Genomic DNA, 25,259 nt, shown 5'->3' on the forward strand with positions numbered 1-25,259 from the left:
CGTTATTTTTTGAAATATTTTAATGGAGGAACTAACATGCCAAAACATTCTCCTTTGTCTTTTCCTAAATGTTTGTGATGAATTTTATGCGCCCTTCTTATACCTTTTGCGTACCAATTGTTAGCGTTTCTAAAAAGCTTAAAACGTTGGTGTATAAAGATATCATGAACCATAAAATAGGCAACTCCATAAGCAAAAATACCCAGGCCAATAGGTAGCCCTGCCCAGAACCCATAATATTGCCAACCTATAAAACATCCAATACTTACTGCTGCATAAAAAATAAAGAAGAAGTCATTTCGCTCCCACCAACTGTTGTGGTCTTTTTTATGATGATCTTTATGCAAACTCCATAAAAATCCGTGCATAACATACTTGTGCGTAAACCACGCCATAAATTCCATGATGCAAAAAGTGCCAACCAAAATTAATATCCAAAAAACCGTATTCATGGGGCTAACGTACTAATTTCAGTTGATATTTCACATAGCTTCTAGTAAGAAGTCCGAATTTTTGATAGTTGGGCACGCGTATGCGAGAATTCTTAATTTCTAATGCAGGAGTTTTTGCCAACTTTTTCAGTAATTTTCGATAATACCTATATGCCATAAAAACACCAAACTTTGCTTCTGTAGGCAATTTTAAAATACCTTGATATCCTTTTCTGAAATCGTCTTCAATATCTTCGATAATTCGGTTTTTAGATTCCTCATCTAAGGCATTTAAGTTGGTATTAGGAAAATATGTTCTGCTTAATCCTTCAAAGTCTTCTTTCAAATCGCGCAAAAAATTAACCTTTTGAAAAGCAGAACCTAAATGCATGGCAGAAGATTTTAAACTTTCATATTTTTTACTGTCCCCTTGAACAAACACCTTTAAACACATTAGACCTACCACATCTGCCGAGCCATAGATGTATTCTTTGTACTCTTTTTCAGTTAAATATTCAGACTTGCTTAGATCTAAACGCATGCTCTTCATAAAAGCGGTGATTAACTCTTTGTCTATGTTATACTCATGTACCGTGTGTTGAAATGAATTTAAAATTGGGTTAAGACTTATTTTTTCGGCTAAGGCCACATCTAAATCAACTTCAAACCTATTAAACAAGGTTTCTTTATCATAGTCATGAAAGCTATCTACAATCTCATCGGCAAAGCGAACGAACCCATAAATATTATAAATATCCTGACGAATACTAGGTGCTAACATTTTCGTTGCCAAAGAAAATGAGGTGCTATAGGCATTTGTAACTTCTTTGCTACAACGGTGCGATACTATGTCGAAAAGTTCTTTCACGTAGAGTGTTTTTCAATTAAACTGGCAACTAACTTTCCTGAAATCAACGAGGGTGGTACACCTGGGCCTGGTACCGATAATTGCCCTGTGAAATATAAATTATCTACCTTTTTACTTTTTAGTTTTGGTCTTAAAAAAGCGGTCTGTAATAATGTGTTTGCCAAACCGTATGCATTTCCTTTGTACGAATTGTAATCGTCTATAAAATCGTTTATGCAAAATGACTCTTTAAATATAACGAAATTTCTCACCTTCTGGTTTGTGAGTTTTTCAAATCGAGTCATTATTTTTTCAAAATAAATGTCGCGTATTTCTGATGTGTCTTCAAGGTCTGGAGCTAAGGGTATTAGAAAAATCCCAGCTTCCTTCCCATTAGGAGCACTTGCCGTGTCTGTCTTTGATGGAAAGCTAGCATAGAACAAAGGCTTTTCTGGCCATGAGGGCTCATCGTAAATGGTATACGCATGCGCATCAAAATCTACGTCAAAGAATAACGTATGATGCTCTACATGTTCTATTTTTTTGTCGAATCCCACATAAAACAATAGGGCAGAAGGTGCAAATGTTCGCTTCTCCCAATAATGTTCAGTATACTGCCTATGTTGCTGTGGTAGTAACGTTTCAGTATGATGATAATCGGCACCACTTAAGATTATATCTGCGGAAATTTTAGTGCCATTACAAGTAAGTGACGTTGCTTTCTTATTTTCTACGGTAATAGCACTTACCATAGCATTGGTCTTAATGGTAACCCCTAAGCTTTCTGCAAGCTGCTGCATACCTTGTATCACAGCATACATTCCAGTCTTTGGATGAAACGTACCAAGTCCAAAATCGGCGTAATTCATAAAGCTATAGAACGCCGGCGTGTTAGAAGGTTTTGCCCCTAAGAACAATACTGGAAATTCTAAAATGGCAATTAATCGTTTATTTTTAAACTCGCGACGAACTTCCTTTCGAATGGTGCTAAAAAATTGCCCTACTTTTTTCATAGTAACAGGTGTTACCAATTCTAAAGCCGAAACTCCCGGTCTGTACACCAAGTCTTTAATTGCAATCTCATAGTTATCTTGAGCTTTAGCAATAAATTTTTTAAGTTGAACTGAGCTTCCAGGCTCTTCCTTTTCAAACGCAATACAGATTTTTTCTAGAGTATCTTCTATCGTAATAAAATCGTTCTCGCCAAAATAAACCGAATATGCCGGATTAAGTTTTATGAGATCGTAATAATCTGATGACTTTTTACCGAAATCTGCAAAAAAGCGCTCAAACACATCGGGCATCCAATACCAAGTAGGACCAATGTCGAAGGTGAAACCGTCTTTGTGTAACTGTCTCGCCCGTCCGCCAACGGTGCTGTTTTTTTCGTATATAGTGACATCGTTTCCTGCCTTAGCGAGATACGCTGCCGCAGCTAAAGAGGAAAACCCAGAACCAATAATTGCTATTGTTTGCTTCATTTTTGTTTAACAAATTTATAAATAATTTGAACAAAATTGATTTTGCTTTTCAACTTTGGCTATTTTTTAAGATTTTAAGGGCTTCGCTAAGTTCAGGGATACTTTTAATCAGTTTAACATTTTTAGGTAATTCATTCTGTTTTTGAGGATGGGTTTTACTTCCCATAAGCCATAACAAATTTTTATTCTTTACACCTATAAGTTCGTTGTACTGCTCACAAAAATCAACAATACTTAGGTAAGAAGGTTCTACTGTTAAGTAGGTAAGAAAAATTATGTTCTCATGGTGTTTTAATACCTCCTTTAGACTATTCATAGAGATGTTTCCGCCCAAATAGATAGTATTCATACCCTGACTAATACACATATAATTTGCATACACTAAGCCTATATCATGAATTTCGCGATAAGGCAGAAAAAGTGCTATGGTAGGAGGGTTTACTAAAATAGATTTTGAATATTGCTTTTCAATATTTAGAACAATTTTCTGCTTTATCATTTCAGAAACAAAGCGCTCATGACAAGGGTCTATGGTGCCAACTTGCCAAAGAATACCTAATTCTGTGAGTAAGGGTATAAATACCTCCTCAAACACTTCAGGAAATGTTCTATTCTCTAATAAACGCTCATATGTTGTGGCAAACAAGTGTTGGTCGAATTGAAACATGGCCATTTTAAAATCGTATACCGAATGTTCTGCATCATTTGTTTTAGCAAGTTCTTTAACCAAATCTACAAGCGCATCTCTGCTTAGCCCCTTAATCTTAGAGATTTTGTAACCATGTTGGTACAAAAAGGTAACATTAAGCAAACGTTTTAAATTGTCTAGATTGTAGTACCTTATGTTTGTATCGGTACGAGATGGTGTTAATAACGCATACCGCTTCTCCCAAATACGTATGGTATGGGCCTTTATGCCACTCAGGTTTTCAAGGTCTTTTATACTGAATTTTGTTTTTACAAGCATGTAATAAGGAAGATTGCTGTTTCAAATATAACATTAAACAAACTAGTATTGTACAAAGAGCGCTCAATGACTAAAGCTTATTGCGCTAAATTTTGATTAAAAGTTTATATTTACGTTGACCACCTTCGTTAATAGAAGATTATGATTGATAAGATTTTTAGTTGCATCCTTTTAAGTACAATTATAGGGCTGTTTGGCTCTTGTAATACAGATAAAGCCAATCAAACTAATAGCTATGCCGAGAGTCCGCTGTTTTTATTGATAGACGGAAAAGATTCGGGCATAGATTTTATAAACACATCAAAGGAAACACCAAATAGACATTTTGGGTACTATGAATATTTTTATAACGGTAGCGGTGTAGCTATCGGAGACATAAACAACGACGGATTACAAGATGTTTTTTTTGCCGGTAACGATACACCTAATGCACTATATTTAAATGAGGGGGATTTAACGTTTAAAAACATAAGTAAAAAAGCAGGTATAGTTTCAGATAATTGGTCTACAGGCGTTACGATGGTCGATATTAACCAAGACGGGCTGTTAGATATATATGTCTGCAACTCGGGTCCCGATGCCGTAGATGCGCTATTAGCGAATCAGCTTTATATTAATAATGGTGACGAAACTTTTACTGAAAGTGCAGCCGCTTACGGTATTGCTGATATTTCCTTCTCTTCTCAAGCCGTCTTTTTCGACTACGATAAAGACAATGATCTCGATTTGTTAGTAGTGAATCATTCAGATGTTAAATATGGAAAAGGAATTCAAGGCTGGGAAAAATCGTTATCTGAAAAATCTGAAGCCGAATATAAAAAGTCGTGCAATACACTTTTCAGAAATAATGGCAACAACACCTTCACAGACATAACAAAAGAAGCAGGGTTGTTTCGCCCAGGATTCGGACTTGGGGTGTCGATTTCAGATTTCGATGAAAATGGCTTTTTAGATATTTATATCTCCAACGATTATTTTGTTCCAGACTTTCTATTCTTTAATGTTGGAAATGGAACCTTTAAAGAAGGAATTCAGGCTAGAACGGCCCACACCTCTTTTTATGCCATGGGTTGCGATGCGGCAGACATTAATAACGACGGTTTAATAGACATTAGCGTGGTAGACATGACGCCAGCAGACCACTACAGAAATAAAACCCTCATGGAGTCTATGGACGTAGACCGTTTTAATTATCTGGTGAATAACAGACAGATAATTCCGCAATACATGTACAACACACTTAGCGTTAATAGAGGACGTGGTATTTTTAGTGAAGTAGCGCATCTTTCTGGTGTTGCACAGACAGATTGGAGTTGGGCTACCCTACTTGCAGATCTAGATAACGATATGCAGAAAGATATGTATGTCACCAACGGTTTTAAAAGGGATATTAAAGACAACGATTGGCGAATAGATTTTATTGAACGCAAAAAGAAGGACGGAATTGATGCCGAAATTTATTTTGAAGAGCTAAAAAAAGCAAACTCCTTACCCATACCTAATTACGGTTTTAAAAACAATGGAAAATTATCTTTTGCCAATAAAACAGAAGATTGGGGATTGCAAACACCTTCTTTCTCTAATGGTGCGGCTTATGGCGATTTAGATAACGATGGTGATTTAGACTTGGTGGTTAACAACTTAGAAGATGTGGCTTTTGTGTATCAAAACACAACTTCTGAAAAAGAAGAACATCATTTTATACAATTCGAATTAACCAATCCAACCGCTCCAAATAGCGTGTTAAATGCTCAGGTGAAAATCTATGCTGGCGGGCAAACTCAACTTGTAGAGTATCAATTTGTAAGAGGATACTATTCAAGCATGCAGCCGCTGGCACATTTTGGGTTAGGTGCGAATACAAAGGTTGATAAAGCCGAAATTTTATGGACTGACGGCACCGTTACAACCTTGCAAAATCCATCAATTAATAAAAAACATACAGTAGATAAATCTCAATCTAAAAGTACTGTTGCTACTACACAGCCTCCAAAGCCATATTTTATGGACGCAATTTCAAGAGCGAAAGAAGTGACGTACAAACACACAGAGAACAATTTCGACGATTTCAATAAAGAAATATTGTTGCCTCATAAACAAGCAGCATTGGGTCCTGCCATTGCAGTAGGAGATGTTAACGGCGATAGCTTCGACGATTTTTATGTAGGAGGAGCTTTGGGGCAGCCTGCCCAGCTATATACTCAGAGTAATGTAGAAGGTTTTGTGCGTTCTGTACAACCCTCTTTTATAAACGACGCCAAATATGAAGATACAGGTGCGCTATTTTTTGATGCAGATGCAGATGGCGATTTAGATTTGTACGTGGCAAGCGGTGGAGGTGGAGATGTTGCTACTAACAAAAAACTGCTACAGGATAGATTATATCTTAATGATGGCTTCGGAAATTTTAGTAAAAACAGTAACGCGTTACCAGAAATTACTTCTAGTACCATGAATGTCACCGCAAACGACTGGGACGGTGATGGCGATTTGGATCTTTTTGTTGCGGGTAGAACAACACCTGGTAACTATCCAGTTGCACCACAATCGTATCTCTTGGTAAATGAAAAAGGAATTTTCAAAAATAAAACCAAAACACTGGCACCACAGCTAGAATGGGCAGGGATGATAACATCCTCCTGTTGGACCGACATTAATAAAGATGGGCGTAAAGACTTATTAGTAGTAGGTGAGTGGATGGGTATAAAAGCATTTATAAATACTCAAACAGGTTTTAAAGACCAGTCTAAGGCACTTGGTTTGTCTGAAACCACTGGCTGGTGGTACAGTATTGTAGCAGCCGATTTCGATAAAGACGGAGATGAAGATGTGCTAGTAGGTAATGTTGGGCTCAACAATAAGTTTCACCCTTCAACAGAAAAGCCATTGCATATTTTTGCTAACGACTTTGATGATAATGGCACACAGGACATTGTTTTAAGTAAACTCTACAAGGGCAAACTCACCCCAGTAAGAGGTAAAGAGTGTTCTACACAACAAATGCCGTACTTACAAGAAAGATTTCCGTCGTATAGCGATTTCGCTTCATCTACGCTCGTAGAGATTTATAGTCAAGAAAAACTAGATCAAGCATTGCATTATCAAGCCACTACATTTGCAAGCCTTTATTTAGAGAATAATGGCGACCATTTTGCTATTTCAGAATTACCAGTTGAAGCCCAGCTTAGCCCAATTAATGATATGACCGTATTCGATTTTGATAAAGATGGCAATTTAGATGTGGTGCTTGGCGGCAATATGTATGGTACAGAGGTTGAAACTCCTGCCTACGATGCCGGAAAAGGTTTGTTTTTACAAGGAAACGGTGACGGAACATTCACCAGTATTTTTGAAGTCAATAAAAGCGGTGTCTATATGCCTAATGATGTAAAAAATCTTGAATTAATTTTTATTTCAACCGAAAAACGCCCAGCTATTCTTGTAGCGAATAACAATAGTGCACTTCAGCTATTGGCATGGATACGTTAAACTAAAAAAGCCACCTCAAATGAGATGGCTCGTGGTACCCGGGATGGGACTTGAACCCACACGCAACTAGTGCACACGGCCCTCAACCGTGCCTGTCTACCAATTTCAGCACCCGGGTAGCTATACTAACAAACTGCTAGTAACAAAAAAAGTACCGCTACGAGCAGTACTTTCTTGTGACTTGGCTGGGGCTCGAACCCAGGACCACCTCCTTAAAAGGGAGGTGCTCTACCAACTGAGCTACCAAGTCATAATTTCAATAAAAAAAGGGCTTGTTATTTCCCTTTAGCGGGTGCAAATATACTATCATTAAATTAATTATTCAAAGCTATTAGAAAGAAAATTTTTCTTTTTCTAATAAATCTTGGTCAAGGTCTAAAATAGCTATTTTTGTTAGAATGAAAATAGTTCTAATAGGATACATGGGTAGCGGGAAAACTGCGGTGGGACAACAACTGGCAGAAGTGCTTGGGGTGCCATTTTTAGATTTAGACACGCAAATTGAAGAGGCCACACAGCTGTCTGTTTCTGAAATTTTTGAAAAAAAAGGAGAAATTTTCTTCCGAAGAAAGGAATTTGAAACGCTACAAAACTTATTGACGGCAGATACTTCGTTTGTGTTGGCAACGGGTGGAGGAACTCCTTGTTATGGCACCAGCATGCAACAGATAAAAGAGGCTGCCAATACAAAAAGTGTTTTCTTACATGCGTCGTTAGAGGTGCTTTCCAAAAGATTGTTCATAGAGAAATCGAAAAGACCACTTATAGCACATCTAGAAACGGAAGTGCTATTAAACGATTTTATTAGAAAACATATTTTTGAGCGTAATTTTTATTACCAACAAGCAACTTTTAAAGTGGATGCTAACAATGAAGTAGCAGCTGTAGTCGCGGCTATTGTTATACAACTATTCTAACACCGCGCGGTCATTACCTTTTTCAAAAATAACCGAAATGTTCTCATTAATGGATGTAGAGAGTGAGATGCCTTTGTAATCTGCTTTTACAGGGTACTTTTTATGGTTTCTATCAACCAACACCGCAGTTTTAAACTGACGTAAGGAAACATCTAAAAAATGCTTTACACCATAAATCAGCGTGGTACCAGAATGTAGCACGTCGTCTACCAAAACCAAACTACTATTGGTGTATTTTTCAGGAGATATGCTTGTAACAACTGGAGCTAACGGATTCTTCTTATCAATCTTTACTTTACAGAGGGTAACTTTAATTGGAGAAATCTTTTCAACAGCTCTCTTAAGCTTTTCGGCTAGTACATACCCATTATCCTGAATTCCGGCTATAATTACAACTTCTTCAGACACATTCGCCTCATAAATTTGATACGCCATGCGTCTAATCTTATGAGCGATTTCAGTTTTATTCAATATTAATGTCTCCGTTTTTGGCATTGCGTATTTTTTTCAAAGATACATAGTTATAATTATTCCTCTTCGCCTCGTTCTTTATAGTCGTCTATGTCTCGACGATCTTTTTTAGTAGGACGGCCAACACCTTTTTTGCGGTAGTAGGTTTTAGCATACTTCAATAATTCGGTTTGTTCAAAGGCTTCTTTCGGGGTGTTGTCTACTCTATACAAGCCTACCAGCTTGGCGCCAACTCGATTTGGTGGAATATCTAGTACTTCAATTTGATAGTTAATTTGGTTTTTTCTAAATGAAATTTTATCTCCTGGAAAAACTTCTCTAGAGGCTTTTACAGTTGCATTATTAACCTTAACGGCCCCTTTTTTACATGCTTGTGTCCCTATATTTCGAGTCTTAACATACCGAATACACCATAAATATTTATCAACCCTCATACAAAAGCACTTAATTCTGCGTTAACATAGCATACAAAAATAACGGAAAATTGTATCTTGCGCACCTGAAAAATTGATGATGAAAAAAATATTAAAATACGGAGTACTACTTTTAACAATCCTTCCTGCGCTAGTAGCATGTGGAGGTGATGATGATAATACAGATCCAAATTTTGTACCTGCAAGAGATCGTGGGGAAGAAGAACCTTTAAGCACGGTGATTGTAGAAGAATACCTCAATACGCATTTTTACAATTACGAAGAATTTGCAAACCCTCCTGCTAATTTCGACTATAAAATAAAGTTCGATACTATTGCTGGCGAGAATGCAGATAAAATACGTTTAATAGACCAAGTGTCTTCTAAAATAGTGAAAGACCGTGTTACAGAAGGCGTAACCTATAAACTTTACTATCTTGATGCACTTCAAGGCGCTGGTGAAAAACCTACATTTGGTGATTTTGCTACCGTAAGCTACGAAGGAATTTATATTAATGAAGAAGAAAGCACGAGTCCGTACACAAAGTTATTCGATTCTTCTGTCACACCGGTAAAATTCGATTTAACAACTATTGTAAATGGTCTTCAGGACGCAATTATTGAATTTGAAACTGCTTCAAATTTTACTACAAATCCAGACGGATCTATCAGCTTTGAGGATTATGGTGTAGGTGCTGTCTTTATGCAAGCAGGTTTAGGCTATTATGTGAATCCACCTCCTGGATCAGACATTCCGTTGTACTCTCAGTTAATTTTTACATTTCAGCTATATGCAAAGGAAACTGGAGATCAAGACGGTGATGGTTTACCTACTTTTATGGAAGACCCAAACGGAAACGGTCTAGAAGAAGATGACGATACAGACGGTGATGTAGCTCCAAACTTCGACGATGCAGACGATGACGGCGATGGAAGACCTACTAGAGATGAGATTGTAATCGATAGCCAAGGAAATGTAACCTTTACAGATACAGACGGTGACGGCATTCCCGATCACTTAGATGCAGATAGTTAATCTGTAATAAATGAATATAAAAAATGCCTTGAACTAATTTCAAGGCATTTTTTTATTGGTGTATGTTTTAAGTCTATTTTCTAGACACTACCTTCTTAGCAGCATTTACAATAGCTTCGGTATTTAGACCGTATTTTGCCATAAGCTGGTCTGGGGTTCCAGACTCGCCAAATGTATCGTTGGTAGCTACAAATTCTTGCGGTGTAGGATGTTGCTGCGATAATACGCGAGCTACGCTTTCTCCTAAACCTCCTAAATAATTATGCTCTTCGGCAGTTACTACCGCTCCTGTTTTTTTAGCAGAAGCTACAATTGCATTTGCGTCTAAAGGTTTAATGGTATGAATGTTTAGTACTGCTGCGGAAATTCCCTGCTCATGTAATTGTTCGGCTGCTTGTAAGGCTTCCCAAACTAAATGTCCAGTGGCTATCAAGGTAACATCAGTACCTTCTTGTAAGTGTACGGCCTCTCCAATTTTAAAACTTCCATTCTCTTCGGTGAAATTCGCCACTTTAGGTCGCCCAAAACGAAGGTATACAGGTCCGTCGTGTTCTGCTATTGCTAAGGTAGCCGCCTTGGTTTGGTTGTAATCACAAGTATTTATTACAGTCATGCCCGGAAGCATTTTCATAAGCCCTAAATCTTCTAAAATCTGATGTGTTGCGCCATCTTCTCCTAAGGTAACTCCGGCATGAGAAGCACAAATTTTTACATTTTTCCCGCTATAGGCAATACTCTGTCTAATTTGGTCATACACGCGGCCTGTAGAAAAGTTAGCAAACGTGCCAGTAAACGGGATTTTCCCGCCAATAGTCATCCCCGCTGCCATACCCATCATATTAGCTTCAGCAATTCCAACTTGAAAAAAACGTTCTGGATGATTGGCTTTAAATTCGTCCATTTTTAACGAACCTGTAAGATCGGCGCAGAGTGCAACCACATCTTTATTTGTTTTTCCTAGTTCGGTAAGTCCTGCTCCAAAACCTGAGCGTGTATCCTTTTTGCCTGAATCTGTATATTTTTTCATCGTATTGCCCGCGCTGGCGGGTTTCTTTTAATTAATAGCCTCGTGTTCTTAGTAGTCGCCTAGCGTTTCTGGATTTTGTGCCAGAGCCGTTTCTAGTTGCTCGTCATTAGGTGCCTTACCATGCCATGCGTGGGTATGCATCATAAAATCTACGCCATTACCCATTACCGTGTGCATTAAAACACAGATAGGCTTACCTTGCCCAGTATGTTCTTTTGCGGTACTCAGTGTATTAATGATGGCTTCCAGATTGTTCCCTTCTTTTATTTCTAGAACTTCCCAACCAAAGGCTTCAAATTTTCCTTTAAGGTTACCCATAGGAAGTACATTTTCTAAAGAACCGTCTATTTGCTGCCCGTTATAATCTATAGTTACAATTAGGTTGTCAATTTTATTTCCAGCGGCATACATGATCGCTTCCCAATTCTGACCCTCTTGTAATTCTCCATCTCCACAAAGGGTGTAGACAAGATGTTTGTCATTGTTTAGTTTTTTTGTTTCTGCTGCACCAATGGCTACGGAAATACCCTGACCTAAAGATCCAGAGGCTACACGAATACCTGGCAACCCTTCATGCGTGGTTGGGTGCCCCTGTAAACGTGAATCGATATGACGAAAGGTGTTCAGTTCGTCTACTGGAAAATAACCAGAGCGAGCCAACACACTATAAAACACAGGTGAGATATGTCCGTTAGACAAGAAAAAGAGATCTTCTCCAATGCCGTCCATCGAAAAACCTTCATTTCGGTCCATCAGCTCTTGGTAGAGTGCTACAAAAAATTCTGCGCAGCCAAGTGAGCCTCCTGGGTGACCAGAGTTTACTCGGTGTACTTGACGTAGTATATCTCTACGTACTTGAGTGACCAATTGTTCTAACTTTTCAATGTTTGCCATAATGCCATTTATTTTCAGTTTCAAAAGTAAGGCAATTAAGACCTAGTGCAAAGGCGAAAACAAGGCACTTATTAACGATTTTGGTCTTTTGTTAACAGCTATCAATTCAGTTTTGGTACGTTGGGTTTTAAATCTCTTGGTCTTCTGCGTAATTCGTAATTGGTCGTTCGTAATTCGTCGGGAGAAACGGTATCTTTGTGCCCGTAAGAAAAATAAGTGCATGCAGTTCACATTAGAAGGATTAGATAAGGAAAGTCAAGCCAGAGCAGGTAGTATGAAGCTAGATCATGGCGTTGTAGAAACTCCTATTTTTATGCCAGTAGGCACCGTTGGAACCGTAAAAGGAGTACACCAACGTGAGTTAAAAGACGAAATCAATCCAGACATTATTTTAGGAAATACCTACCATCTATACCTTAGGCCTCAAACCAATATTATTGAAAAGGCAGGCGGATTGCATAAATTCATGAATTGGGACCGAAATATTCTTACCGATAGCGGTGGATTTCAAGTCTATTCGCTTTCAGCAAACCGAAAAATTAAAGAAGAAGGAGTTAAATTTAAGTCGCATATAGACGGGAGCTTCCATACATTTACGCCAGAAAACGTGATGGAAATTCAGCGTAAAATAGGCGCCGATATTATTATGGCTTTCGATGAATGTACACCTTATCCATGCGATTATAACTACGCCAAACGATCTATGCATATGACGCATCGTTGGTTAGATCGCTGTATAAAGCATCTAGATAAAACACCGCTTACCTATGATTACAATCAGACGTTTTTCCCAATTGTACAAGGAAGTACCTACAAAGATTTAAGACAACAATCTGCAGAATATATTGCAAATGCAGGTGCAGCAGGAAATGCCATTGGCGGACTTTCAGTTGGAGAACCTGCCGAAGAAATGTATGCTATGACCGAAGTGGTTACAGCTATACTTCCGAAGGAAAAACCACGTTACTTAATGGGAGTAGGAACACCTATTAACTTGTTAGAGAATGTTGCTTTAGGAATTGATATGTTTGACTGTGTGATGCCAACTAGAAATGGAAGAAACGGAATGCTTTTTACCGCGCACGGCACCATTAACATTAAAAATAAGAAGTGGGAGCAGGACTTTTCACCTATAGATGAAATGGGAATTACATGGGTAGATACAGAATACAGCAAGGCGTATGTACGTCATTTATTTACTGTAAATGAAATGCTAGGGCGACAAATATGTACCATTCATAACCTAGGTTTTTATCTTTGGTTAATGCGTGAAGCTAGAAAACAAATTCTTGCCGGTACATTTACGCCTTGGAAAAATAAAATGGTACAACAAATGGACAAACGTTTGTAAATGTTAAGCATCTTTGATCGCTACATATTAAAAAAATACTTGGGCACATTTATCTTGTTGCTCCTTCTTTTTATACCCATTGGTATCATTGTGCATCTAGCCGAAAAGATTGATAAGATCTTGGCGAACGAAGTGCCTTTTCCAATTGTAGCAAAGTATTTTTTAGACTTTACTATTTACTTCGCAGACTTACTATTTCCGTTGTTTTTATTTCTCTCGGTGATTTGGTTTACTTCCAAACTAGCCAACGATACCGAGGTAGTGGCATTTTTGAGTAGTGGGGTTTCGTACTATCGTTTTTTAAGACCGTACATGATAGGTGCGACTATTGTTTGTTTAGTAGCCTTGGCTTCTGGAATGTACTTTGCACCTACGGCAAGTAAAGGGTTTAATGAATTTAAGTATGAGTACTTAAAAAAGGGGAAACAAGACCGAGACCAAACCAATGTCTTTAGGCAGATTAACGAAAACGATTACATCTACGCAAGTTACTTTAACGTAAAAGAAAAGAGTGGTAATAACTTCACCTTAGAGCATTTTGAAGGCAACAAAATGACCTATAAGATTGCTGCAAGCCGAATTGTATACAACAGTGCAGATAGTACCTATACCTTATTTAGATATACAAAGCGTAAAGTAGGCGAACACGACGATATTATAGAAAGCAAAGAACGTCTAGATACGGTATTCGACTTTGAGATGGAAGATCTTACGCCTGTAGATTATATTGCGGAAACGTTAAATATCGTGGAGCTTAATAAGTTCATTGCCCGTGAGAAGGCTAGAGGGTCTTCATATATTAATAGATATGAAGTGGTACGCTACAAACGATGGAGTTTACCCGTATCTGCATATATTCTTACTGTAATTGCTGTTGCGGTATCTTCTGTTAAACGACGTGGCGGTATGGGGGTAAACCTTGCCATTGGTATTGCCATTGGGATGGTGTTTATTTTCTTCGACAAGATTTTTGGAACCATGGCAGAGCAGAGTGATTTCTCGCCATTTATAGCAACGTGGTTTCCTAATTTTGTATTTGCTATTTTAGCAGTCTATCTGTTAAGAAATGCGAAACGATAAACTCCTCAATTACATACACCTTCATTTTATAGTTTTTATTTGGGGTTTTACGGCAGTGCTTGGGGCGCTCATTTCTATAGATGCTATCCCGCTGGTTTGGTACCGTATGTTAATGGCAACAGCCTTTATCTTTCTTTTCTTAAAATTCAGAAACATAGGGTTAAAATTTCCGAAGAAAACACTTGCGTTAATCGCGTTTGCTGGATTGCTCATCGCATTGCATTGGTTGGCATTTTTTGGGGCTATAAAAATTGGTAATGTATCGGTAACACTCGCTATCATGTCTACCGGGGCATTTTTCACATCGTTTTTAGAACCCTTGTTTTACAGACGAAAAATTATTGCCTATGAAGTAGTTTTCGGGTTGCTTGTAATTGTTGGGCTGTATATTATTTTTAAAGTAGAAAGCGATTATTTCTACGGAATACTCCTGGCGTTGGCAGCTTCATTTTTAGGATCTTTGTTTTCGGTTATTAACGGAAGGTATTTAGTACAGTACAATGCGTCGGCAGTTTCGTTTTACGAGCTCGGTTTTGGTACCTTATGTATTACCATCTATCTTGTCTTTAGCGGAAGTTTCGATCCAGCATTTTTTCAGCTACAACCAACAGATTGGCTGTACCTAATAATTCTAGCCTCGGTCTGTACAGCTTACGCATTTATCGCTTCCTTACATGTCATGAAATGGATAAGCCCGTATACCGTAATGCTTACCATAAATATGGAGCCCGTGTATGGTATAATTTTAGCACTACTCATTCTAGGAGATGCAGAAAATATGAGTCCGCAATTTTATTATGGAGCGCTGATTATCATAGCAACAGTAGTGGCTAACGGGATTGTTAAAAATAGATTAGACAGAAAAAAGCGTACTTTAGACAAAACATAGACACAATATTTTATCTTTGTAAACTATAATTTAGTCAAAAAATCCAAAAACTACGATGGAATATCTTGATTTTGAGTTACCTATTAAAGAGTTGCAGGAGCAGTATGAAAAGGCATGTCAGATTGGTGAAGACAGTGATGTAGATGTGACCAATACCTGCAAACAAATTGAAAAGAAGTTAACAGATACCAAAAAGGAAATATATAAAAACCTAACCCCTTGGCAACGTGTGCAATTATCACGTCACCCCAACCGCCCTTACACAATGGATTATATCAATGCCATTTGTGGGGATTCTTTTTTAGAATTACACGGAGACCGTAATTTTAAAGACGATAAAGCCATGGTTGGTGGTTTGGGTAAAATTGGTGACCAGAGCTATATGTTTATTGGTCAGCAAAAAGGGTATAACACCAAAACTCGCCAATACCGAAATTTTGGTATGGCAAATCCAGAAGGTTACCGTAAAGCATTACGCCTTATGCATTCTGCAGAAAAGTTTAATGTTCCCGTGGTTACATTAATAGATACTCCAGGTGCCTATCCAGGCTTAGAGGCTGAAGAGCGCGGACAAGGAGAGGCTATTGCTCGCAATATTTTTGAAATGACCAAACTAAAAGTGCCAATTATTGTTGTAATTATTGGTGAAGGAGCCAGTGGTGGAGCATTAGGGATAGGTGTAGGAGACAAAGTGCTTATGTTAGAAAACACTTGGTACTCTGTAATTTCTCCAGAAAGCTGCTCGTCTATCTTATGGCGTAGTTGGGAGTTTAAAGAACAGGCTGCAGAAGCGTTAAAGCTTACCGCTACCGATATGAAACGAATGAAACTTATTGATCAGATTGTAAAAGAACCTCTAGGAGGAGCACATTCAGATCGTGAAAAGACATTCAGAAATGTAGCCACTGCCATCGAGAAGGCATATGGTGAATTTAAGAACTTATCCCCAATAGATTTGGTTGAAAAACGTATGGATAAGTATTCTGAAATGGGTGTCTTTAAAGGCTGATTTCAACCATACCAACACATTACAAAATCTGAAGTGTGAACTTCAGATTTTTTTTAGGCTTATTAACAAGTTATCTGCAGTTTTCAACAATCTAATGTAGATATTAGGCGTTATAAAGAAGCGCCATTCTCTTAACAATTTCTTTACTTTCGTTCCATGGAAAAAGTGCAACCTCAAACCTCATATAAATCACGTTCCGCGCAGGTAATCTCGTTGGAAAAAGGAAAATTACCACCACAAGCAACTGATTTAGAGGAAGTTGTATTAGGAGCCATGATGATTGACAAAAAAGGGGTCGATGAGGTGATTGATATTTTATCCTCAGATGTTTTCTACAAACAGCAGCATCAGCATATTTTTGACGCCATTCATATGCTTTTTGAAAATAGCGAACCAGTAGACTTATTAACCGTTTCTTCTCAACTTAAGAAGAACGCTACGCTAGAGCAAGCAGGAGGTGAATTTTACCTTGTTCAGCTTACCCAAAAAGTATCTTCTTCGGCGCATATTGAGTTTCATGCACGTATCATATTACAGAAATATATTCAGCGGTCGCTCATTAAAATTTCCAACGAAATTATAGAAGAATCGTATGACGAAACCACAGACGTTTTCGATTTATTAGATACGGCAGAAAGTAAGTTATACGAAATTACACAAGGAAACATAAAACGATCTTCAGAGACTGCCCAGCAATTGGTGATACAGGCAAAGAAGAAAATTCAGGAAATTGCCAACCGCGAAGGCCTTTCAGGAATCCCTTCTGGGTTCGATAAAGTAGACAAGCTTACCTCGGGCTGGCAGCCTAGTGATTTAATTATCATTGCAGCTCGTCCTGGTATGGGTAAAACCGCCCTAACGCTGTCTATGGCACGTAATGTAGCGGTAGAACATAATATACCTGTCGCGTTTTTCTCGCTGGAGATGAGCTCTGTACAGCTTATAACGCGTTTAATCTCTTCGGAAACCGGCTTATCTTCAGAAAAGTTACGTACCGGAAACCTAGAGAAGCACGAGTGGGAACAGCTTAACGTAAAAGTGAATGCGCTAGAAAAAGCACCGCTGTTTATAGACGATACTCCTTCACTTTCTATATTCGATTTACGGGCAAAGGCACGTAGGTTATCGTCTCAACACGGTATAAAACTTATCATGATAGATTACCTTCAGTTAATGACCGCAGGAGGGAGTCAAAAAGGCGGAAATCGTGAACAAGAGATTTCTACCATTTCGCGAAACCTAAAAGCCTTGGCAAAAGAATTGGCGGTACCTGTAATAGCCTTATCGCAGTTATCGCGAGCGGTAGAAACCCGTGGGGGAAGCAAACGCCCTTTGTTAAGTGACCTGCGTGAATCTGGAGCGATAGAGCAGGATGCAGATATTGTAAGCTTTATTTACCGCCCAGAGTACTACAAAATAGAAGAGTGGGATGACGAAGAGCGTTCTCCAACCGAAGGGCAAGGAGAGTTTATTGTAGCCAAGCACCGTAATGGTGGGTTAGATGAAATTAGACTGAAATTTATTGGCCATCTAGGACGTTTTGAAAATCTAGAAACTTTTGACTTTACAGGCGAGTTTCATAGTAAAATGAACGCTGCTGCCAACGACGATACCTTTAAAACAGACAATTTGCCAAGCGCAGATGAAGCCTTTGGTAGCGCCATGAATAACGACCTCTCACCACAGGGTGACGATGACGATGTGCCATTCTAACCAATGGCATGTTAAGGCTCTTGGCGCAAGCTTGAGTTAAAACCCAACCACAAAATATGTAAACCAAAGCCGCCAACTGCGGCTTTTTTTTATATCTTTAAAATTCTAGTATAAATCCCCACATTTTAGAAGGCAACAGCTGTTTGTTGTGTGTAGTATAACCCTATCCCAAATAAAACTCCGTTGGGTGGTGTGGTTTGTTGTTGTGAAAAGGGACTTGTAATTATTTCAATGAACTACTTAAAAACCTCACATATTATTGGAAATAGTATTACAAATGAACGCAATAGCAAAGTCACCACAAGTCATATGCATAAGCGATAGCCTTAAATTAGAACAACATAACTAATCAAAAATAGAACATATGAGAACAGTTGGAATAATTGGTGGTTCAGGCTTTATTGGAAGTCATACCACAAAGAAATTTTTGGAAGAAGGATTTAAGGTGAAAGTATCTGCTACCGATATTTCTAAAACAGAAAAATATAACCATTTAAAAGAATTGCACAATTCAGAAAACCTAGAAATCCTTCCGCTCAACGTTGAAAATAAGAACCAACTAAAAGATTTTGTTCAAGGTTGTGATGTTGTTGTTCATGGCGGAACTCCTTTTCAGTTAGATGTGCAAGATCCAAAAACCGAATTATTTGACCCAACTATTAAGGGAACAGAAAATTTCCTTGAAGTCATTAATGAAACACAAGGAATTGAAAAAGTTGTTTTTATTGCTTCTGTAGCATCGTATAATACAAATTTCCCTATGCTCCCTAATGGAAAGGGCGCCAATGATACAATTGATGAATCTGACCAGCCATTTATGAGCGAAGATAGCCATCCCTATGCACAGGCAAAATATATTGCCAATCAAACCGTAGAGAAGTTTATAGAAGAACATCCGAATGCTGCTTTTGAAATAACTAGTGTATCACCTGTTGCGGTAATGGGCAAATCACTTTCACAAAGAGAAGATTCAACTTCGTCTGGCTTACAGTTTTTATTCAAAAATAAAATAGCACCAAATCCATTTGTACAAATGCTATTTGATACTGATACAGAATTTGCCATAGTTGATGTAAAAGATGTTGCTGACGGAATTTATAGTTCGGCTACTAAAAAAGGATTAAACGGTAATAACTATTTATTGAGTAGTGAAAGCTGGAAAGTTTCAGATATTTCCAAAATGTTGAATAACGAAAAGCCTGATGGGAATGCTAAAATTGTTTACAGAAACGATAAGGCTAAGCAAGAATTAGGAATTGAATTCAATCCCGCAGAAGTTCCTTTAAAAGAATTCGGAAATTAATATCGAACAAAGGCTATATGTAATTACTAGTTCTCGCCAACGTACAAATTCCTTGCGGATTTTCTATGTGGTTTGTATTTGCTAAATTAGGTACTTGAACCACGCAACTAACCTCACACAAACCTAATACCCAAAGAGCCAATCAACCTACAAAAACACCAAACTATGAGATTACAATATATTTTCATTTTTATTCTTGCGTGTTTTTCGTTTGGTGTGTTCGCTCAGGATATGGAGCAATACACCAGTCCCTGGGAAGGAAAAATTACCAACTCCAACACATTTAGTCTCGCTATTGAAATCGATGGTATTCTATCAGGAAATCCCATGGTTACTATTGCTAATGACAGCGTAATCCTGAAAAAGCAATTTGAAAAAGCTGAAAACAAATCAATTCGCTTCAACGTTGGAGAAAATTTGTCTTTTGAAGGCAGCTTTTCAAAAGAAAACAATCAAATCAACGGTTTTATAAAGTCGGGAATACTGCTGTACCACGTAAAACTAAATAAAATAAAAGCTGATTCATTTAGGGGCGTTTGGAACATTTTAATGGTTGACGAATTAAAATCTCAACGTTTTTATTTGAGTGTAGAGAATGGTTCTGGCAATGAATTTCAAGCATATCCATTTTTTGGGGATAATCGTTTTACAGGGACATGGTGCAGGAACTTTCAGAAAAAAAATGACACCATTTATTTTTCAGATGGCAAAACGGGACTAAACTTCAAGGGGAAACTGCTAAATGAAAAAATAAAATTATCAATTTATTTAGATGAGTACATAATCACAGAGATCGTATTGTATAAGTCAGTAACCGATTGGTTTATAGGTGATTTCAAAACAAATAAAAATCAGAAAACCTATCAAATCCTACGTTTAGATACGATGGAAAAATTAATTGCTACCGACTCGCTTCCTAACACACACTCCGTTTTGGTTTTAAAACAAGGGAAAACAATCTATGAAAATTACTTTGGAGGTTATACTAATAGCATCCCTCACGATACGCGTTCGGTGTCTAAAAGTGTCTCTTCTGCAATGGTTGGTATTGCAAAAGATAAGGGGTTGTTTGCTAATGTAAACCAATCTGTTTTCGATTTTTTGCCAAGAGAATATCAGGTATATAGGGATACGTTGAAAAGCAACATAGACATTAAAAGCCTATTAACAATGAGTTCTGGTTTAGATGCAATAGATTTTGGGGTAGAAGGAGTGTCTAAAGGCTCTGAAGGAAATTATCAAAACTCGCCAGACTGGACAAAGACTATCATGAGCGCGCCCATGCTTTATAAACCCAATACCGTTGCCAACTACGGTTCTGCTAATCCGCATCTGCTAGGAATTGCCATAGATTCTATAGTTTCAGAACCTTTAGCCATGTTTATGGACACTAACTTATTCTCGAAATTGGGAATTTCAAATTACATCATTCAAACAGACAATGTAGGTAACCCTTACTTTGGTGGTGGGATGTATTTAACACCAAGAGATATGGGTAAGTTTGGGCAGTTGTATCTCCAACAAGGAAGGTGGGAAGGTGAGCAAATTGTAAGCGAAGATTGGGTAGAAGACTCTTTTAAAAACTATAGAAATTTAGAAAATACTATTGACAAAAATGGCTACGGATATTTATGGTGGCATAAGGACTATCTAGTTAATGATAGGATTGTAAAATCTATAGAAGCAAGGGGCACTGGTGGACAATATATTTTTGTAATTCCAGCATTGGAGGTAGTTGTTGTAATAACATCTGGAAATTATAGAAATGGAAAGTTCCAACAACCTGAGTTTATAGTAGAAAATTTTATTTTACCGAGCGTTTTAAACTGAAAAACCACTTCACACATTATGTAGCGCCAATAGAAAAGATATTAGTACTATATTGTAGAAGGCCATTTTATAAAACAATAGCACCTATGCCTGAAAAATAACAAACGGCCATAACTATTGAAATAACTACATAAAGTTTTACCATTGGCTCAAATAGCATTAACTAAAACCAGTGTAACAACAATAAACTCGAACAGATGACACTAATCATACAACACTCACGCTACATTATTACGATGTTAATTCTAGCCACGTTCCTAACATCATGCGTAGAACAAACCGAGGAGAAAAAAATGGTGGTAGCTAACACTTCTAACACAACAGCGTTTTTAAATGTCATGCAAAAACATCTTGATGCTGTTTCAAATCGTGACCTAGAAACATTAAAAAGTACTATGGCGCCCAATGGAAAAATGCAATTAATTTTGCCACAGTCTGAAATTTTTGAAGGTGTAGATAGCTTTATGGACTACCACAGAGCTTGGTTTAAAGATAGCCTTTGGACTTTTGAGACACGAATTTTAAATACCGAAGTAGACCAGAATTTAGGTATGGCAATCACCGAAGTAGTCTACCGAGAACCCGAAAGAAATGGGGAGCCTTACTTTAATAGAATGATTGTAAGCTATACACTAGAAAAAATAGATGACCACTGGTATATTATAAAAGACCACGCAAGCTCTGTAGAGAAGTCTACCGATAAATAGAACGAATACACAACTTATGAAGCTATACACCACCATCCCAACACAACTAAAGCCTTATTACGCTGCAGAGCTCTCAGCCTACCAAGTTGAATATACACAAGGTAACCTAGAATTGGCATGGTATTATTTAGAGCGAGCACATATCATCGGACAAAAATATCCGTTCGCGCATACCTATGTACACTGGAAAATGTTACAGTTCGGATTTAAAATTAAAAGTGCTAAGGAGATTATAGGGCAAATTCCTAGGCTTGTTTTTGGAGGTGTGAAATCGTTTGTGGGCAAAATTCCTGTGGGCAATCCTGGTGGGGCAAACGTACCACCATTAAAACCATTTCCTATACCCCAAGAAATTCAGAATATTTTTACCAAAGCAAAGGTTTCAGCAAGCTAATCTTTCAGCCAGAGAAACGTGAATACATTGCTTAGATTTTTTACAGCACAAGATTCTTTCGAAAATCGTTAATTTTTTCTACATTGGTCGCAACAACCAGCCAATCAGTACGTAACATGAGAAAATTGCTATTTCTATTAGTAGTTTGTGCAATGTGCATGAACTGCAAAGAAGTAAAAAACGAAGCAACAAACACCCCTGTTTCTGAAATTGAAGAGCCGCAAGGCATAAATAACATTGCCTACAAATGGGGTGAAATGGCCCTAACGGCACAAGCAAATGACACAGAAAAATTTAATCCGAGACCTACCGTAACATCTCGTTTTCTTGGGTTGATATTCGTTGGTGTCTTTGACGCATGGTCTCGATACGACGCTAAGGCGGTCCCAGTGTATCTAGAAGGTGTAGAAAGAAGACCAAACGAAGAGCATACGCTTAGCAACAAAGAGATTGCCATTAGTTATGCTGCCTTTGGTACAATGAATGAATATTATGCGTCAGACAAACCACTTTTTGTCGAGTTTATGAAAGAGTTGGGGCTAGATCCTACCAATACGTCTTTAGATCCTACTACGCCAGAAGGTGTGGGTAACTTGGCTGCTAAGGCTGTTATAGAAGCTAGAAAGGGTGATGGTGCCAACCAGTATGGAGAAGAAGAAGGTTCTAATGGCACACCTTATTTTAATTACGTAGGCTATGAGCCTGTAAATTCTGCAGACGAAAATGTAGATCCAAACCGTTGGCAACCAAAATATTTTTCAGATGGTAAGGGTGGAAGTTTTGCTCCAAGCTGTCTCACTCCGTTTTGGGATAAAGTAAAACCAGTAGCATTATCATCTGGCGATCAATTTAGACCAGGACCACCCCCACAAATTGGTTCAGCACAGTTAGAGGCAGAAGTAAAAGAAGTTATTGAAATGCAGGCCAATCTCACAGACTATCAAAAAGCGTTGGTAGAGTTTATGCGAGATGGGCCACAATCTGTGCAGCAAGCAGGTCACTGGCTAAAGTTTGCTCAGGATGTTTCTAGACGCGACAACCATACCTTAGATCAGGATGTAAAAATGTATTTCTACAACCAAGTGGTAGCAATGGATGCATTTATTGCTTCCTGGGATTCTAAAATGTACTACGATTATGCAAGACCATATGCGTTGGTACATCAATACTATCAAGATCAGCTTATAAAAGCGTGGGGTGGCGTAGGTAAAGGCATGATAGAAATGGACGGAAAGCAATGGAGACCGTATTCACCAGACACGTTTTTATGTCCGCCGTTTCCAAGTTACACCTCTGGGCATAGTACTATTAGTGGTGGTTGTGCAGAGGCTTTAAAATTATGGACGGGTAGCGATACCTTTGGTTCTGAAGTAACACTAGTTGCTGGTGCGCTAACCGAGCCAGACAATTTGGGAGATACTATAGTACTGAAATTTCCAACCTTCACAGAAACGGCAGAAATGGCAGGGATCTCTAGAGTTTTAGGAGGGTACCATATTCAGGCAGACAATGTTGCCGGACTTGAATTAGGTAGAAATGTTGCAAAGGAAGCCTGGAAATTCTACAAAAGACACATTGGGGAAACAGCCATGTAACGTTCATGAGGTGTGTTATTTATCCTAATCTTATAACCGAAAAGTTAGTTGCTTTTCGGTTTTTTAGTTGATAGTAACAATTGGTCTGAAAGGAAACTGTCTCATTATTAATTTTTGGCTCAAAATTTGTAACTTCCCCACTATGATACAACGCATATTTATTGCCCTAGTTTTTATGAGTTTTAGCTTTACAGCTTCGGCTTCTTACATTCTCATTCCTATGGATGCCGAAGGACAGAAGGAGCATCTAAAGGCATATGGCATCACCTATTGGACTTTAGAGAAAAACCAGAAAGTTAAGTGGTTGCTAAACTACCGCGGAGGTTCTTTTTTACTTCCCGATGCAGAAGAAATTCGCAAAGAATGTCAGATTCGTGGGGTCTCTTTTGAAATTTTAAGCGATACCAAAACAGAACAAATCTTATTAGAAATTGCGAGTCCGTCGCAAAATATGGAAGCAGTTGTGTTAGAAAAAGCACCTAAGATTGCTGTGTATTCTCCTAAGGGTAATCAACCCTGGGACGATGCGGTAACAATGGTATTAACCTATGCCGAAATTCCCTATGAGGTTGTGTATGACGAAGAAGTGTTAGAAGAACAGTTGTTGTTGTATGATTGGTTGCATGTGCACCACGAAGATTTTACTGGCCAATACGGTAAGTTCTATCGTGCCTATCGCGCTGCCCCTTGGTATATTGAAGAAAAGCGAAAAGCTGAAATGCTCGCAAATAAATTAGGGTACGATAAAGTTTCCGAAGAGAAAAGAGACGTAGCTATTAAGATAAGAGATTATGTCATTGGTGGCGGATTTATGTTTGCCATGTGTAGCGCAACCGACAGTTTTGATATTGCGTTAGCCGCCGAAGGAGTAGATATTTGCGAACCCATGTTCGATGGTGATCCAAGTGAGCCTGGCTACCAAGGTAAAATAGATTACAATAAAACATTTGCTTTTAAAGAATTCATCCTAGAGCGCAGCCCAATGGTGTACGAGTACTCATCGATAGACATGACTCGTAATCGTCGTATTCCAAAAGAAACAGACTACTTTAGTCTTATGGATTACAGCGCGAAGTGGGATCCAATTCCGTGTATGTTGGTACAAAACCATACGGCGCTCGTTAAAGGCTTTATGGGACAAACCACCGCATACGATATCAATACAGTAAAGTCTAATGTGCTAATCATGGGGCAGAACAAGACTAACAAAGAAGCACGTTATATTCATGGCATAAAGGGAAAAGGTTTCTTTACGTTTTATGGTGGCCATGACCCAGAAGATTATCAGCATAGAGTAGGAGATGCCAAAACAGAATTAGCGCTTCATCCAAATTCTCCGGGATACAGACTTATTTTAAATAACGTACTATTTCCTGCGGCTAAAAAGAAGAAGCAGAAAACCTGATGAGGTTCTT

At 38.2% G+C, this 25,259-nt stretch carries 22 protein-coding genes and 2 tRNA genes; 14 read left to right on the top strand and 10 right to left on the bottom strand.

The features are described 5' to 3' along the window. Positions 1-2: 2 nt before the first annotated feature. The 4 genes from G5B37_RS14105 to G5B37_RS14120 are packed head-to-tail and all read right to left on the bottom strand — an operon-like array spanning position 3 to position 3,726. Complete coding sequence (locus G5B37_RS14105) at positions 3-452, bottom strand: sterol desaturase family protein (protein WP_164680661.1); 450 nt, start codon at positions 450-452, stop codon at positions 3-5. Positions 453-456: 4 nt separating this feature from the next. Next, entirely contained in the window at positions 457-1,299 is an 843-nt protein-coding gene (locus tag G5B37_RS14110; RefSeq protein WP_164680662.1) for a phytoene/squalene synthase family protein, read from the bottom strand. Then, a complete protein-coding gene (locus G5B37_RS14115) occupies positions 1,296-2,759 on the bottom strand; it encodes a phytoene desaturase family protein (protein ID WP_164680663.1) in 1,464 nt (487 codons plus the stop codon). The genes G5B37_RS14110 and G5B37_RS14115 overlap by 4 nt, the downstream gene beginning before the upstream one ends. A 49-nt stretch (positions 2,760-2,808) precedes the next feature. Next, entirely contained in the window at positions 2,809-3,726 is a 918-nt protein-coding gene (locus G5B37_RS14120) for a MerR family transcriptional regulator (RefSeq protein ID WP_164680664.1), read from the bottom strand. A gap of 141 nt (positions 3,727-3,867) precedes the next feature. Here G5B37_RS14120 and G5B37_RS14125 point away from each other — a divergent pair, with 141 nt between their 5' ends. Further along, positions 3,868-7,215, top strand: coding sequence for a VCBS repeat-containing protein (locus G5B37_RS14125; protein WP_164680665.1), 3,348 nt, complete (start codon positions 3,868-3,870; stop codon positions 7,213-7,215). Between the two features lie 32 nt (positions 7,216-7,247). Here G5B37_RS14125 and G5B37_RS14130 read toward each other — a convergent pair. Beyond that, positions 7,248-7,333: transfer RNA gene (locus G5B37_RS14130), tRNA-Leu, on the bottom strand. Positions 7,334-7,392: 59 nt separating this feature from the next. Then, positions 7,393-7,465 (bottom strand) — tRNA-Lys (locus G5B37_RS14135). A gap of 148 nt (positions 7,466-7,613) precedes the next feature. Here G5B37_RS14135 and G5B37_RS14140 point away from each other — a divergent pair. Then, positions 7,614-8,132, top strand: coding sequence for a shikimate kinase (locus G5B37_RS14140; protein ID WP_164680666.1), 519 nt, complete (start codon positions 7,614-7,616; stop codon positions 8,130-8,132). Here the strand turns inward: G5B37_RS14140 and G5B37_RS14145 are convergent. Further along, positions 8,124-8,627 (bottom strand): phosphoribosyltransferase family protein, encoded by a 504-nt coding sequence (locus G5B37_RS14145; protein WP_164680667.1) that lies wholly within the window; start codon positions 8,625-8,627, stop codon positions 8,124-8,126. The genes G5B37_RS14140 and G5B37_RS14145 overlap by 9 nt on opposite strands. Positions 8,628-8,659: 32 nt before the next feature. Next, on the bottom strand, positions 8,660-9,037 hold the full coding sequence (locus G5B37_RS14150) for an RNA-binding S4 domain-containing protein (protein WP_164680668.1): 378 nt from the start codon (positions 9,035-9,037) through the stop codon (positions 8,660-8,662). A 79-nt stretch (positions 9,038-9,116) separates the two neighbouring features. Between G5B37_RS14150 and G5B37_RS14155 the strand changes: the two genes are divergently transcribed. Then, on the top strand, positions 9,117-10,052 hold the full coding sequence (locus tag G5B37_RS14155; RefSeq protein WP_164680669.1) for an FKBP-type peptidyl-prolyl cis-trans isomerase: 936 nt from the start codon (positions 9,117-9,119) through the stop codon (positions 10,050-10,052). Between the two features lie 73 nt (positions 10,053-10,125). Here G5B37_RS14155 and G5B37_RS14160 read toward each other — a convergent pair whose 3' ends face one another. Continuing rightward, positions 10,126-11,079 carry a transketolase family protein gene (locus tag G5B37_RS14160; RefSeq protein ID WP_164680670.1) on the bottom strand — a complete coding sequence of 318 codons (954 nt, stop codon included), beginning with the start codon at positions 11,077-11,079 and terminating at the stop codon, positions 10,126-10,128. Between the two features lie 48 nt (positions 11,080-11,127). After that, positions 11,128-11,973 carry a transketolase gene (locus tag G5B37_RS14165; protein ID WP_164680671.1) on the bottom strand — a complete coding sequence of 282 codons (846 nt, stop codon included), beginning with the start codon at positions 11,971-11,973 and terminating at the stop codon, positions 11,128-11,130. A 220-nt stretch (positions 11,974-12,193) separates the two neighbouring features. Between G5B37_RS14165 and tgt the strand changes: the two genes are divergently transcribed. The 11 genes from tgt to G5B37_RS14220 all read left to right on the top strand — a co-directional run bounded on the left by tgt (position 12,194) and on the right by G5B37_RS14220 (position 25,249). After that, entirely contained in the window at positions 12,194-13,324 is a 1,131-nt protein-coding gene (tgt, locus tag G5B37_RS14170) for a tRNA guanosine(34) transglycosylase Tgt (RefSeq protein ID WP_164680672.1), read from the top strand. Continuing rightward, positions 13,325-14,404 carry an LptF/LptG family permease gene (locus tag G5B37_RS14175; protein WP_164680673.1) on the top strand — a complete coding sequence of 360 codons (1,080 nt, stop codon included), beginning with the start codon at positions 13,325-13,327 and terminating at the stop codon, positions 14,402-14,404. It abuts the gene before it with no gap. Then, the gene (locus G5B37_RS14180; protein ID WP_164680674.1) at positions 14,391-15,293 is read left to right on the top strand and encodes a DMT family transporter; all 903 of its coding nucleotides are present in this window, start codon (positions 14,391-14,393) and stop codon (positions 15,291-15,293) included. The genes G5B37_RS14175 and G5B37_RS14180 overlap by 14 nt, the downstream gene beginning before the upstream one ends. A gap of 55 nt (positions 15,294-15,348) precedes the next feature. Then, positions 15,349-16,302: an acetyl-CoA carboxylase carboxyltransferase subunit alpha gene (locus tag G5B37_RS14185; RefSeq protein ID WP_164680675.1), complete on the top strand. Its 954-nt coding sequence runs from the start codon at positions 15,349-15,351 to the stop codon at positions 16,300-16,302. A gap of 156 nt (positions 16,303-16,458) precedes the next feature. After that, positions 16,459-18,015, top strand: coding sequence for a replicative DNA helicase (gene dnaB, locus G5B37_RS14190; RefSeq protein WP_164680676.1), 1,557 nt, complete (start codon positions 16,459-16,461; stop codon positions 18,013-18,015). 364 nt (positions 18,016-18,379) lie between these two features. Then, entirely contained in the window at positions 18,380-19,318 is a 939-nt protein-coding gene (locus G5B37_RS14195) for an NAD-dependent epimerase/dehydratase family protein (RefSeq protein WP_164680677.1), read from the top strand. Between the two features lie 165 nt (positions 19,319-19,483). Further along, complete coding sequence (locus tag G5B37_RS14200; protein ID WP_164680678.1) at positions 19,484-21,148, top strand: serine hydrolase domain-containing protein; 1,665 nt, start codon at positions 19,484-19,486, stop codon at positions 21,146-21,148. 197 nt (positions 21,149-21,345) lie between these two features. Beyond that, on the top strand, positions 21,346-21,855 hold the full coding sequence (locus tag G5B37_RS14205; protein ID WP_164680679.1) for a YybH family protein: 510 nt from the start codon (positions 21,346-21,348) through the stop codon (positions 21,853-21,855). A gap of 16 nt (positions 21,856-21,871) precedes the next feature. Further along, entirely contained in the window at positions 21,872-22,249 is a 378-nt protein-coding gene (locus G5B37_RS14210; RefSeq protein WP_164680680.1) for a DUF3703 domain-containing protein, read from the top strand. A gap of 116 nt (positions 22,250-22,365) precedes the next feature. Further along, on the top strand, positions 22,366-23,844 hold the full coding sequence (locus G5B37_RS14215) for a vanadium-dependent haloperoxidase (RefSeq protein ID WP_164680681.1): 1,479 nt from the start codon (positions 22,366-22,368) through the stop codon (positions 23,842-23,844). A gap of 142 nt (positions 23,845-23,986) precedes the next feature. Continuing rightward, positions 23,987-25,249, top strand: a complete 1,263-nt coding sequence (locus G5B37_RS14220) for an asparagine synthetase B (RefSeq protein WP_164680682.1) — start codon at positions 23,987-23,989, stop codon at positions 25,247-25,249. Positions 25,250-25,259 lie beyond the last annotated feature (10 nt).

The sequence above is a fragment of the Rasiella rasia genome (assembly GCF_011044175.1).
Classification (GTDB): domain Bacteria; phylum Bacteroidota; class Bacteroidia; order Flavobacteriales; family Flavobacteriaceae; genus Marinirhabdus; species Marinirhabdus rasia.